Source organism: Streptomyces sp. NPDC093085 (assembly GCF_040683935.1).
Classification (GTDB): Bacteria; Actinomycetota; Actinomycetes; order Streptomycetales; family Streptomycetaceae; genus Streptomyces.
Window position 1 is genome coordinate 541,340 of the sequence record NZ_JBFBFB010000004.1, and the last position, 12,355, is coordinate 553,694.

A 12,355-nucleotide genomic window follows, 5' to 3' on the forward strand; every position below is an offset into this window, starting at 1 on the left:
AGCGGCCCCCGAGCGGGCCTCGCACGGCTCGGAGTCTTCGCCGCCCGCTCCGGCGAGTGCTCGCCGGAGCGGGCGTCCGGTATGGCCTGCGCGGGACCGGACGGGGTCCCCTTCCCCGGGGTCAGTGGACGGCGCGGGTGCGTTCGGCGTGGTACTGGGTTTCGGTGATGTGTTCCAGCCAGGTGGTTTCGGGGCGGTCGTCGTCGGGGGCGGTGGCGTCCCAGAGGGCGAGGTGGGCCATGAAGCGGTCCTCGGTGGCGCCGTGCCAGTGCTCCTCGCCGGGCGGGCAGGTGACCGTCTGGCCGGGGTGGGCCTCGTAGACGGTGCCGTCGCGGGTGCCGATGAGGGCGATGCCGGAGACGATGTGGAGGGTCTGGCCGACGGCGTGGCGGTGCCAGGCGGTGCGGGCGCCGGGGGCGAAGCGCACCATGTTGGCGCGGATACGGGACGGTTCGGTGCCCGCCTGGATGACGTCGAACCAGACGTCTCCGTCGAACCAGTCGGCAGGTCCCTTGCCGGTGGGCCGGGGCTCGGTGAATTCCATGCGGGGTCTCCTCGGGCGGTGGTGGCGGGAGCCGGTTCATTCACCGGCGGGGAAGTCGGTGGAGGCGGCCAGGTCGCGCTGGGCCTCGAAGGCGTCGATCCGCTCGCGCAGCACACTCAGGGTGGTGTCGAGGGCCTGGGAGCCGAGGACCATCCGCAGCGGCGCCGGTTCGGTGTCGACGGACGCGATGATGCGGGCGGCCATGCGCTGCGGGTCGCCGGGCGCGAGGCCGTTGGCCGGGTCGAGCATGGCCCGGAAGGCGTGGGCGGGGCTGTCGTCGTAGGCGTCGATCGCCTCGGCGACCTGGGCGCCGCCGTAGCGGAACGCGGTACGGGCGCCGCCGGGCTCGACGATCGTGACGCCGATGCCGAAGGGGGCGACCTCCTGGGCGACGGACTCGGCGAATCCCTCGATGCCCCATTTGGTGGCGTGGTACATCGAGTTGCCGGGGAAGGCGACCTGCCCGCCGTAGCTGGACATCTGCACGACGCGCCCGCCGCCCTGGGCGCGGAGGTGGGGAAGTGCCGCGCGGATCAGGGTGATGGAGCCGGTGAGGTTGGTCGCGATGATGTGGTCGGCCTGGGCGTCGCTGATCTCCTCGGCGGCGCCGAACAGGCCGTACCCGGCGTTGGAGACGACGACGTCGACGCGGCCCGCCGCGAACGCCCGGTCGACGCTCGCCCGGACGGCGGCGGTGTCGGTGACATCGAGGACTTCGGCCCGGAAGGTGCCGGGGTACGTCCCGGTCAGGCCGGCGGCCTTGTCGAGGTCGCGTACGGTGCCGATGACCGTGTCGCCGCGCTGAAGGAGCCGGGTGGCCAGGGCATGGCCGAAGCCGCTGCTGACACCGGTGATGAACCAGGTACGGGTGGTGGTCATGCGGCGCCCTTCCCCTCTCCCCTCCGCGTCCGGGAGGCCCCCGGGAGCGATGTCCCCGGCCCGGACGCCCCCGGCCGAACCGTCCCCGATGAGCCGCTCGTGGGTGGCGGCAGCGGTGGGGGTCGGGTGGTGGGTGGTCACGGGCGTACCAGCACCTTCAGGCGGCTGCGGTCGTCCATGGCCCGGTAGGCGTCGGCGACCCGGTCCAGGGGGAGTTCGGCGTCGAAGACCCGGCCCGGGTCGATACGGCCCTGGAGCACGTCGTCGATGGCGGGTTCGAGGTAGGCGCGCACCGGCGCGGGGCCGCCGGCCAGCTGGGCGTTCTTCCCGAAGAGCGACCCGAAGCCGACGGGCGCCTCCTCGTACTGCGGGACGCCGACGCGGGAGATGATCCCGCCCGGCCGGACGATGCCGTACGCCTGCTCGTACGCGGGCATCAGCCCGACGGCCTCCAGGACGACATGGGCGCCCTCGCCGCCGGTCAGCTCCAGCACCCTCGCGATGCCCTCGGCGCCGCGCTCGGCGACGACCTCGCCCGCGCCCCACTCCCGGCCGAGGTCGGTACGGGAGGTGTGGCGGCCCATGAGGATGATCTTCTCGGCGCCCATCCGGCGGGAGGCCAGCACCGCGGAGAGCCCGACGGCGCCGTCCCCGATCACGGCCACGGTCCGGCCGGGCCCGACACGCCCCATGTGGGCGGCGTGGTAGCCGGTGAGATAGACATCGCTCAGGGTCAGCAGCGAGGGCAGCAGCGCCGGGTCCACCTCGGCGGGGAGCTTGACCAGGGTGCCGTCGGCCTGCGGAACGCGGACGGCCTCGGCCTGTGCGCCCCCGACGCCGTTGGCGCCGTACCAGCCGCCGTGCGGGCAGGCCGTCTGGAAGCCGTCGCGGCAGATCGGGCAGGTGTTGTCCGCGTACGCGAACGGGGAGACCACGAAGTCGCCGCGGCGGAGGCCGGTGACCTCGGCGCCGGTCTCCTCGACGACGCCGAGGAACTCGTGCCCCATGGGCGCGCCCCGGCCGGTCCGCTCCATGGAGTGGTACGGGTGCAGATCTGACCCGCAGACGCAGGCCAGCGTGGTCCGGACGATCGCGTCCGTGGGCTCGACGATCTCCGGGTCGGGCACGTTCTCGACCCGGACGTCGCCGGGGCCGTACAGGAAGGTGGCGCGCATAGCTGTGGTGCCTTTCGAACAACCGGACCGGAACCCGCGGTGGTCCCGTCAGACCACCGTCACCCGGTTTGGACGGGCCCGCCATACGACGCGGCAGGGCGGCGGAGCGGGCCGGGCCCGCGCAGGGGAGCGGGCCGCACCCCGCACACTGCCGCTTTCCGGGCGGCCCGGGCAGGCCGGGATGTACGGGGGAGCCGCGAGCGGGGGTGTGACAGGGCCCCTCTGGCGGGCGCGCCGCGCCGGGGGCGGCGTGAGACTGGTGTCATGACAGCAGAGCAGCGCGGCGGCGGTGACGAGCTGGGACGTTTCCTCCGCGCCCGCCGCACGCAGACCACTCCGCAGAGCGCCGGGCTCACCCCGGGGCCCGGCGTCCGCCGCACCCCCGGCCTGCGCCGCGAGGAGCTGGCGACCCTCGCCGGGGTGAGCATCGACTACTACACCCGGCTGGAACGGAGCAAGGAGACCCGGCCCAGCCCGGCGGTGGTCGACGCGCTCGCGCGGGCCCTGCGGCTGGACGACGCCGAACACCAGCACCTGCGGGCGCTCGCGGCGCGCGCCGCCCGGTACGCGCCCGAGCCCGCCCCCGCGCCCAGCCGCACCGTACGCCCGCACGTGCAGCTGATGCTGGAGTCGCTGCGGCCGAACCCGGCGTACGTGGTCAGCCGCGCCATGGACGTACTGGCCCACAACCCCGGCGGGCTCGCCCTGTACGCGGGCATCGAGGAGTGGCCGGCCCGTCAGCGGAACCTCGCCCGCTACCTGTTCCTCCACCCCGCGGCCCACGACGTCTTCCCCGACTGGGACAGTCAGATCCGCGGCTGTGTGGCCCGCCTGCGCGCCCTGGCCGGCACCGACCCGGACGCCGTCGACCTGACGCAGTTGGTCGGCGAACTCCTCCTCAAGAGCCCGGACTTCGCCGGGCTGTGGGAGCGCTACGAGGTCACCGGCCGCAAGATCCTCACCAAGACGTTCCGGCACCCGCAGGTCGGCACGGTCACCCTCACCTTCCAGGGCATGGGCCTCGAAGGGACCCCCGGCCACCGGATGGGCGTCTACACCGCCGCCCCCGGCACCCCCGACCACGACGCCATGCTGCTGCTCGACCTGACCGCACCACCCACCACCGGCACCGACCACCGGGCCCCGGCCCGCCACGAGAGCCCGGCCGACCACGAAGGCCCGGCCCGCCACCAGGACTGACCCCGCAGTGCGGCGCGCGGCCGGTTCAGGTGGCGTCCGGGCGGTTCACCGGCCCGCGCCGACCCGGGGCCCGGGGCGGTTCACCGGCCCGCGCCGGCCCTCTCGATGAAGGCGTGGACGCGTTCGGGGGTGTAGATGCCGTCCACCAGGAGGTGCGAGAGGCCCAGGATCCCCGCGTGCGGGTCGAGGGCGCTGCGGACGATCTGGAGGTTGCGGGTGGCCAGCGGCAGGGAGCGGCGGTAGACGACCTCGCGGATACCGGCGAAGAGCTGCTCGTCGGTGTGGGCGAGCTGGCCGCCGATGGCGATCACCCGGGGGTTGAAGAGGTTGACCGTGTCGGCGATGGCGCCGCCGAGGATACGGGCGGCGCGGCGGGCCAGCCGTACGGCGGTGAGGTCTCCCGAGCGTACGAGCTGGACCGCCTCGTTGACGGTGGCGACGGGATGGCCGGCCTCCCGGAGGTCGCGGACCAGGGCCCAGCCGCCCGCGTACGCCTCCACGCAGCCGGTGTTGCCGCACCGGCAGAGCGGCGGCTCGGCGACGTCCTCGACGGTGACCTGGATATGGCCGACGTCACCCGCCGCGCCGTCCGCGCCCCGGTGGACCCGGCCGCCCGCGATCAGTCCGGTGCCGACGCCGGTGCCGATCTTGACCATCAGCAGGTGGTCCACGCCGGGGTAGCGGAGCCGCTGTTCCCCGTACGCCATCGCGTTGACGTCCTTGTCGACCAGCACCGGGCAGTCGTACCGCGGGGCGAACCACCCCGGGATGTCGTAGCGGTCCCACCCCGTCATGATCGGCGGGCTGACCACCCGGCCGGTCTCGTGGTCGACCGGGCCCGGTACGTCGAGGCCGATGCCGAGCACCTGCTCCGGGGCGAGCCCGTTGCCCTGGAGCAGTTCGGTGAAGAAGCGCTCCACGACGGTGAGTACGGCGGCGGGGCCCGAGGTGACGTCGGAGTCGGCCTCCCGCTCGGCGAGCACCTCGCCGCCCAGGTCGCAGAGCGCGGCCCGCAGCGCGGTCGCGCCGATGTCGGCGACGAGCAGCACCCCCCGCTCCCGGTTGAAGACGAACCGGCCGGCCGGCCGCCCCTTGGTGCGGGCGTCCTCGGAGGCCGGGATGAGCAGCCCGGCGGCGAGCAGACCGTCCAGCCGCTGGTTGACGGTCGTCCGTGACAGGCCGGTGTGCCGGGTGACTTCGGTCTTGGTGAGGCCGTCACTGACATCGCGGAACAGGCCGAGTATGTCGCCGGGTGAGAGCCCGGCCCGGAGTGCGCTCGCGTTCGTCGTGTCCACCGGGGCACTCTATCGACCGTCGCCAGCGGACGGAAGATGGCAATGTTTCGACTATTAAAGTCGAAACAAGGGTTGTTCAAAGCCCATAGAGCGACGTACGGTCGCCCCACCAATGCGGGAAAGGGACGATCCAATGCGTGGAACAACGAGGTTCGGGCGCCAGGCGAGAGCCGCGCTCGTCGGGGTGGCCGCCGGTGCCCTGGCGCTCACCGCCTGCGGTTCGGGAGGCTCTTCGGGCGGCTCGGGCTCCGGCGACGGCGGTACGGCGAAGATCGCCGCCGTCATCAAGGGGCTCGACAACCCCTTCTTCCAGAGCATGGAGCAGGGCATCAAGGCCGAGGCCAAGACGGCCGGGGTCGATACGACGGTGCAGGCGGCCACCTCGATCACCGACACCACCGGCCAGGCCGACAAGCTCAGCGGTCTCGCCGGCCAGGACTTCAACTGCTACCTGGTGAACCCCATCTCGGGCACCAACCTGGTGCAGGGCCTGGCCAAGGTCGCCGCCGCCAAGAAGACCATCGTCAACATCGACAGCCCGGTCGACGCCAAGGCCGCCGAGGCCGCGGGCGCCAAGCCGGCCACGTACATCGGCACCGACAACGTCGCGGCGGGCGAGACCGCGGGGAAGCGGATGGCGGAGCTGCTGCCGGGCGGCGGGAACGTCGCCGTGATCGGCGGTATCGCCGGAGACGTCACCAGCGGCGCCCGCGTCGAGGGGTTCGGCAAGGGCATCGGCTCCGGGCTCAAGGTCGTCCAGACGGTGGCGGCCGACTGGGACCGCCAGACCGCGCTCACCGCCGCCACCGACGTGCTCCGCGCCCACCCCGACCTGAAGGGCTTCTTCGTCGCCAACGACGACATGGGGCTCGGTGTCGCGCGGGCCGTCGCCAACGCCAAGAAGACCGGCCAGGTGAAGGTCATCAGCGTCGACGGGGTCAAGGACGCGCTGGAGGCCGTCAGGACGGGCACGCTCGACGCCACGGTCGCGCAGTACCCGTACGCCATCGGCCTGATGGGCGTCGAGGCGTGCACCGCCGCCGCGCAGGGCAAGACGCTGCCGGCGAAGGTCGCGGCGCCCGTGGAGCTGGTCACCAAGGAGAATGCGGCGAAGGCGCTGGCCGCGACGCCGAAGCCGTTCGGCAGCTACGACGACCCGTTCAAGGCGCTCCTCAAGTAGTCACGAAGCAGTCGCGAAGCAGTCACGCCGTCGCGTAGCCACGCCGTCGCGTACGGCCCCTCTTCTTTTCTCTCCCCCGCTCCACCCTCACCACGTAAAGGAAAACCGGCCGTTCGGGCCGTCGGACCAGGTCCGGCGGCCGCCCGGCCAGGAGGACTCACATGACAAACGCAACGCTCACGGCGCCCGGCCCGGGAGCCTGGTCGGCGCGCCTCCGCGATGTCGGATTCTGGGCCGACTGGGCGGCCCTGGTCGGCCTTGTCGTGCTCGTCGTGGTCTTCCAGGCCGCGAACCCGACCTTCCTGAGCAGCGGAAACGTCCAGTCCATGCTGGTGGCCGCGGCGATCCTGATCATTCTCGCGGTGGGGCAGACCTTCGTCATCGCCACCGCGGGCATCGATCTGTCGATCGCCTCCACCATGACGCTGGGCGCGGTGGCCTTCGGCCAGGCGTACGCGGCGGGGTGGGGGCTCGGGCTCTCCTGTCTGGTCGCGGTGGCCGCCTCGACGGTGCTCGGGACCGTCAACGGCCTGATCATCGCCCGGGGGAAGATCGCCGACTTCATCGTCACCCTCGGCACCCTGTCGGCCGCCTCCGGACTCGCCCTGATCCTGGCCGACGGCAAGCCCGTCACCATCGTCGACCCGGCCCTGCTCAAGCTCTCCACCGGCGGCATCGGCATCCTGGGGTGGTCGTTCCTGATCGCCGCCGGGATCGCGGTCGTCGCCCATGTGGTGCTCTTCCACACCCGTCCCGGCACCCATGTGCTCGCCACCGGGGGCGCCCCCGAGTCGGCCACCGCGATGGGCATCTCCACCTCGCGCATCAAGATCGGCGTCTACGCGGGCGCGGGGCTGCTCGCCGGGGTGGGCGCGATCCTGCTGGTCGCCCGGGTCGGCGCGGCCGAACCGGCCGCCAACACCTCGTTCCTGCTCAACTCGGTGGCCGCGGTGGTCCTGGGCGGCGTCAGCCTCTTCGGCGGCCGTGCCACCGTGATCGGCCCGATCATCGGCGCGCTGCTGCTCACCGCGCTGGTCAACGGGCTCACCCTGCTGGGTGTCTCGCAGTTCTACCAGCCGCTGTCCGTCGGCATCGTCGTGGTGCTGGCCGCACTCCTCATGAGGTTCCAGCGATGAACGAGGTTCCAGCGATGACCGACCACTCCCTTCGGAAGGGCGCCTCCGGTACGGACGCCGCCCCCGCCAACGACCGTGGTACGGGCTCCGGTACGGCCGCCGACGTGCTCCTGGAGTGCGAGGGCGTCTCGCTCTCCTTCGGCAGTGTGCGCGCCCTCGCCGATGTCTCGCTGACCCTGCGCAAGGGCGAGATCACCGCGCTGGTCGGCGACAACGGCGCCGGCAAGTCGACCCTGGTCCGCTGTATATCGGGCATCCACCGCCCGGACAGCGGCCGGATCTCCTTCGACGGCAGGACCCGCGACTTCCACTCCCCCGAGGACGCCAGGGACGCCGGGATCGAGACCGTCCACCAGAACCTGGCCCTGGTGGAGGACCTGACCGTCTGGCAGAACCTCTTCCTCAACCGGGAGCTGGTACGCCGGATCGGCCCGCTGGCGCTGCTGGACCGCAAGGCCATGCAGACCCGCGCCCGGGAGATGGTCTCCTCCCTCGCCGTCAACGTCCCCGCCGTCACCTCGCGGGTACGGCGGCTCTCCGGCGGCCAGCGCCAGGCGGTGGCGATCTGCCGGGCCTCGGGGTTCAGTTCCCAGCTCGTGATCATGGACGAGCCGACGGCCGCGCTGGGCGTCCAGGAGACCGAGCGGGTCGAGCAGCTCATCCTCGGGCTCCGCGACGAGGGTCACGCGGTGCTGCTGATCAGCCATAACTTCGCCCAGGTCATGCGGCTCAGCGACCAGGTGTGGGTGATGCGGGCCGGCCGCTGCGTGGGCGGTCGCCGCACCGCCGAGACCACGGGCGAGGAGATCGTGTCCCTGATCACGGGCGCGCGGGCGGAGTGACCGGAGGGGCCGCGCCCCCGCCCCCGCCCCCGTACACCGGACGGCGCCGCTCACTCCCGTACGCCCCGCTCGTCCCGTACCCCTCGCACATCCCGTACGCCCGCCCCGCGCCCTCCGGCCGTGACCGCACCCCGACCCACCGCCGTACGCCCGCCCCCGGAAACACACCAAGGACGTCACTCATGACCACCACCCCCCTCGCCAACCCGATCGGCGTGCACGCCCTCGTCTGGGCCGGTGACACCTCGCCCGCCTCGCTCACGCACGCCATCGAGATGACCCGGGCCACCGGCTACGACCTGCTCGAACTCTCGCTCCACGACTCCGTCAGCCTCGATGTCCCCGCCGCCAGGCAGCAGTTGGAGGCGGCCGGGATCGCGGTGGCCTGCTCGCGCGGGCTCGCCTTCGACGCCGATGTCTCCAGCGCGGACACCGCCACCGTGGCGCGCGGCGAACAGCTCCTCCGCGACTCGCTCGCCATCACCCACGGCCTCGGCGGTACGCACTTCACCGGCGCCCTCTACAGCGCGCTCGGCAAGTACGGGCAGCCGCTCAGCGCGGCCGGGCGGGCCAATGTGGTCGCGGTGCTCCGCCGGCTCGCGGCGGAGGCGGCCGGCCTCGGCATGACGCTGGGCCTGGAGATCTGCAACCGGTACGAGACCAACGTCATCAACACCGCGCACGACGCGCTGGTGCTCGCCGACGACATCGGTGCCGACAATGTGCTGATCCACCTCGACACGTACCACATGAACATCGAGGAGGACGACCTCGTCCGGCCGGTGCGAGAGGTCGGCGACCGGCTCGGCTATGTGCACATCGGTGAGAACCACCGGGGCTATCTCGGCTCGGGCCACCTGGACTTCACCGCGTTCTTCCACGCGCTGGCGGACATCGGCTACCGGGGTCCGATCACCTTCGAGTCCTTCTCCTCCGCCGTCGTCGCCCAGGGCCTCTCCAACGACCTGGCGGTCTGGCGCAACCTGTGGACCGACGGGGAGGACCTGGCGCGGCACGCGCACGGCTTCATCACCCACCAGCTCGCCGCCGCGGCCCGCCGCTGATGACCACCCCCGACACCCCGGCCACGCCTTCCTCTTCAGCGTCCCCCTCCTCGGCGTCCCCCTCCACGGCGCCCACCTCGTCCGCGTACCCCGAACTCCCCGGTCTCACCGAACTGACCGCCCGCGCCCGCGCCCTGGTCAGGAACGGCGGGCGGGCGGTCCTCGGCATCACCGGGAGCCCCGGCGCCGGCAAGACCACCCTCGCCGAGCAGCTCGTCGCCCGGCTGCTCGCCGACCCGCCGCCGGGCGCGCCCGCGCCCTGGGTGGCGCACGTCCCCATGGACGGCTTCCACCTCGCCGACGTCGAACTCGACCGGCTCGGCCGCCGGGAGCGCAAGGGCGCGCCGGACACCTTCGACGCCGCCGGGTACGCGGCGCTGCTGCGGCGGCTCCGTGAGGACGAGGACGAGACGGTCTACGCCCCCGGCTTCGAGCGGGAACTCGAACAGCCCATCGCGGGTGCCCTCCCGGTACCGCGCACGGCCCGGCTGATCGTGACCGAGGGCAATTACCTGCTCCTCGACGAGGGCGACTGGGCCCGGGTCCGGCCCCGGCTGGACGAGGCCCTGGACGAGGTCTGGTACTGCGAGCTGGACGAGGAGGAGCGTATCCGCCGACTGGTCGTCCGGCACGAGCAGTTCGGCAAGGACCACGCCGCCGCGCTCTCCTGGGCCCTCGGCACCGACCAGCGCAACGCCGATCTGATCCGGCGCACCCGGGACCGGGCGGACCTGGTGGTACGGGGCGGCTGACGGACCCGACCGGCCGGTCCGATCCGGCCGGTCCGATTCGCCGGTACGGGGTGGAGGGCGGTCCGGATGCCGTACGCGACGGCTCCGGTACGGCCCGCCACCTGCGCCCCTATAGGATCGCGGGGTGGTGGGAAATGCCGACAAGCGACAGCACATTCTGGACGTAGCGACACGCCTGGCCGGGACGAAGGGGCTGCGGGCGCTGAGCGTGCGCTCCGTCGCCGCCGCGTCCGGGGTGGGGGCGACGACTCTGCGGGCGTATTTCCCGTCGCAGTCGCTGCTCTATCAGGCGGTCGCCGAGCGGGTGGTCTCCTTCGTCCTCAGCGACGAACTGGTCCAGGACCGCTCGCTCGCGCCCGCCGACCGGCTCTACGCGAGCCTGCGGCAGTTCCTTCCCACCGCGGGTGAGCAGGATTCCGCGCTCGCCATGTGGTTCGACATGCTCACCCTCGCCCTCGGTTCGGACGCCAACGCCGAGGTGCTCGCCATGGTCCGCTCCGGGCACGACCGGTCGGCCCTGATCGTGGCGCGCTGGTTCACGCTGCTGGCGGCGGACGGCTGCGCCCTGCGGGACGCGCCGGAGGTACTGGCGGCCCGGTTCATGGCCCTCGTGGACGGGCTCCACCTGGGCCTCCTCCTGGACGGGGACCCGGAGGCGCTCGGCTGGGCGGAGCGCACCCTCCGCTGGTACGCCGAGCAGTGCCTGACCGCCCCCGGCGGGAACGCCGTCCCCGCGTAACGCCTACGGAGGGGTGGTACGGGCCTCCCGTACCACCTGCTCGGCGAACCATCTGACCGTGTCCCGCGCCGCGTCGAGACCGGCCCCGCCCGCCCCGGCTGTCTCGCCCGCCCCGGTTGCCTCCTCTGTCTCGCCCGCCCTGCCTGCCTCGTCTGCCCCGTCCAGGCCGTCCGGGCCGCTGGGGCCGCTGGGGTCGCTCGGGCCGCCCCAGTCCCCCGGCTCGCCCAAGTCCCCCGGGTGGAGCAGGGCGTTCAGGTGTACGCCGTCGACCAGTGCCAGCGCCGCGAAGACCTGGCCCTCGATCTCCCCGGGCGCCACATGTCCCTGGCCGGCCAGGACCGTCAGCCACCGGCGCAGCCGCTCGGCCCGCGCCTTCCGCTCGCCCGCCACGGCGGCGCGCGCGCCGGGCACCGGTTCCGCCCCCTCCGCCATGCGGCGCAGTTCGAACCACGCCTCCACCGCCACCGTCCGGCCGGCCGCCGGCAGGAGCTGAGCCAGGCACGCGAAGAGGCGGTGCGCCGGATCGCGGGTGTCGTCGGCGATCGAGAGATCGGCCGGGTGGTGGCGGCGGGCCAACTCGGCGGCGACCACCAGGCGTAGTTCCCCCTGGACCGGAAAGACGCGCCGGAGCGTCGTCGCCCCCACACCCGCCTCGGCCGCGACCCTGCGGACGCTCAGCGAACCGAAGCCGCGCGTGGCGGCCAGCCGGAGCGCGGCCTCGACGATGTCCTCCCGGGCAACCATGCGGTACACCGTACCGCACAGTGTGCGGTACGGTGTACCTGCATCGCCGCGGACACCCGTCCATCGCCGACGACAGGAACCCCTGATGACGCACACCGACCTGACCGACACCGCCGCCACGGACCAGCGGTCCCGGCTCCCGGGCTGGCCCGAGATATTCGTCGCCGCCGCCGCGTACTACCTGTGCTTCCTCGTCGGCCCGCCGGTCGTCCGCTCCTTCACCGGGGACGAGCCGGTCGCCAACGGGCTGGCGTTCGCGGCGCTCTCCGGGGTCATGGGCCTGGTCGCCTTCTTCGCCGCCTTCGCCATCCGGCACCGCTCCTGGCCGGCGTTCAGCTTCCGCCCCATCACGGGCCGCTGGGTCCTCTACTCCATCGGCTTCGGGCTGCTCGCGTTCGTCCTGGTCCGCGTCGTCGCCGCCGTCGTGGTCGTCGGAATCATCGGGAACGCGGACTCCGACCCGCAGGGCGACTACGTCGCCGCCTCCAACGCGGGACCGATCGGCCTGGTCCTGCAACTGCTGTTCATCGCCGTCCTCACCCCGCTCGGCGAGGAGTTCGCGTTCCGCGGCGTCGTCTCCACCGCGCTCACCCGGTACGGCGCATGGGTGAGCGTCATCGGCAGCACCGTCGTCTTCGCCCTGGCCCACGGCATCAACCTGGCCCTCGTCCCGGCCACCGTCGTCGGCGCGATCAACGGCTACCTGCTGGTGCGCACCAAGTCGGTCTGGCCCGGTGTCATCGTCCACGCGGTCAGCAACGGCCTGGGGACCATCCTCGGCGTGCTGCTCAGCTGAGATCCACAG

Annotated in this window: 13 protein-coding genes; 8 read left to right on the forward strand and 5 right to left on the reverse strand. The window is 72.9% G+C overall.

The window, feature by feature from the left end; translation table 11 throughout:
• Positions 1-121: 121 nt before the first annotated feature.
• The 3 genes from AB0O07_RS16080 to AB0O07_RS16090 are packed head-to-tail and all read right to left on the reverse strand — an operon-like array spanning position 122 to position 2,598.
• Positions 122-544, reverse strand: a complete 423-nt coding sequence (locus AB0O07_RS16080) for a cupin domain-containing protein (protein WP_365632722.1) — start codon at positions 542-544, stop codon at positions 122-124.
• A gap of 36 nt (positions 545-580) precedes the next feature.
• On the reverse strand, positions 581-1,564 hold the full coding sequence (locus tag AB0O07_RS16085; RefSeq protein WP_365632725.1) for an SDR family oxidoreductase: 984 nt from the start codon (positions 1,562-1,564) through the stop codon (positions 581-583).
• Positions 1,561-2,598, reverse strand: coding sequence for an alcohol dehydrogenase catalytic domain-containing protein (locus AB0O07_RS16090; protein WP_365632729.1), 1,038 nt, complete (start codon positions 2,596-2,598; stop codon positions 1,561-1,563). Before AB0O07_RS16090 ends, AB0O07_RS16085 begins: the two co-directional genes overlap by 4 nt.
• A 264-nt stretch (positions 2,599-2,862) precedes the next feature.
• Here AB0O07_RS16090 and AB0O07_RS16095 point away from each other — a divergent pair, with 264 nt between their 5' ends.
• On the forward strand, positions 2,863-3,798 hold the full coding sequence (locus tag AB0O07_RS16095) for a helix-turn-helix transcriptional regulator (RefSeq protein ID WP_365632732.1): 936 nt from the start codon (positions 2,863-2,865) through the stop codon (positions 3,796-3,798).
• Between the two features lie 80 nt (positions 3,799-3,878).
• On the opposite strand, the gene AB0O07_RS16100 is transcribed toward AB0O07_RS16095, so the two are convergent.
• Positions 3,879-5,093, reverse strand: a complete 1,215-nt coding sequence (locus AB0O07_RS16100; RefSeq protein WP_365632735.1) for an ROK family protein — start codon at positions 5,091-5,093, stop codon at positions 3,879-3,881.
• Positions 5,094-5,226: 133 nt separating this feature from the next.
• Between AB0O07_RS16100 and AB0O07_RS16105 the strand changes: the two genes are divergently transcribed.
• The 6 genes from AB0O07_RS16105 (at position 5,227) to AB0O07_RS16130 (ending at position 10,806) form a co-directional block, all read left to right on the forward strand.
• Positions 5,227-6,273 carry a substrate-binding domain-containing protein gene (locus AB0O07_RS16105; RefSeq protein WP_365632738.1) on the forward strand — a complete coding sequence of 349 codons (1,047 nt, stop codon included), beginning with the start codon at positions 5,227-5,229 and terminating at the stop codon, positions 6,271-6,273.
• 161 nt (positions 6,274-6,434) lie between these two features.
• Positions 6,435-7,409 (forward strand): ABC transporter permease, encoded by a 975-nt coding sequence (locus AB0O07_RS16110; RefSeq protein ID WP_365632741.1) that lies wholly within the window; start codon positions 6,435-6,437, stop codon positions 7,407-7,409.
• A complete protein-coding gene (locus tag AB0O07_RS16115) occupies positions 7,406-8,251 on the forward strand; it encodes an ATP-binding cassette domain-containing protein (protein WP_365632744.1) in 846 nt (281 codons plus the stop codon). Before AB0O07_RS16110 ends, AB0O07_RS16115 begins: the two co-directional genes overlap by 4 nt.
• Positions 8,252-8,433: 182 nt before the next feature.
• Entirely contained in the window at positions 8,434-9,315 is an 882-nt protein-coding gene (locus AB0O07_RS16120; RefSeq protein ID WP_365632747.1) for a sugar phosphate isomerase/epimerase family protein, read from the forward strand.
• On the forward strand, positions 9,315-10,067 hold the full coding sequence (locus tag AB0O07_RS16125; protein ID WP_365632750.1) for a nucleoside/nucleotide kinase family protein: 753 nt from the start codon (positions 9,315-9,317) through the stop codon (positions 10,065-10,067). The genes AB0O07_RS16120 and AB0O07_RS16125 overlap by 1 nt, the downstream gene beginning before the upstream one ends.
• A gap of 124 nt (positions 10,068-10,191) precedes the next feature.
• Positions 10,192-10,806: a TetR/AcrR family transcriptional regulator gene (locus AB0O07_RS16130; RefSeq protein ID WP_365632753.1), complete on the forward strand. Its 615-nt coding sequence runs from the start codon at positions 10,192-10,194 to the stop codon at positions 10,804-10,806.
• Positions 10,807-10,809: 3 nt separating this feature from the next.
• Here the strand turns inward: AB0O07_RS16130 and AB0O07_RS16135 are convergent, their stop codons facing one another.
• Entirely contained in the window at positions 10,810-11,550 is a 741-nt protein-coding gene (locus AB0O07_RS16135) for a TetR family transcriptional regulator (RefSeq protein ID WP_365632756.1), read from the reverse strand.
• Between the two features lie 85 nt (positions 11,551-11,635).
• Here AB0O07_RS16135 and AB0O07_RS16140 point away from each other — a divergent pair, with 85 nt between their 5' ends.
• Complete coding sequence (locus AB0O07_RS16140) at positions 11,636-12,346, forward strand: type II CAAX endopeptidase family protein (protein ID WP_365632759.1); 711 nt, start codon at positions 11,636-11,638, stop codon at positions 12,344-12,346.
• Positions 12,347-12,355 lie beyond the last annotated feature (9 nt).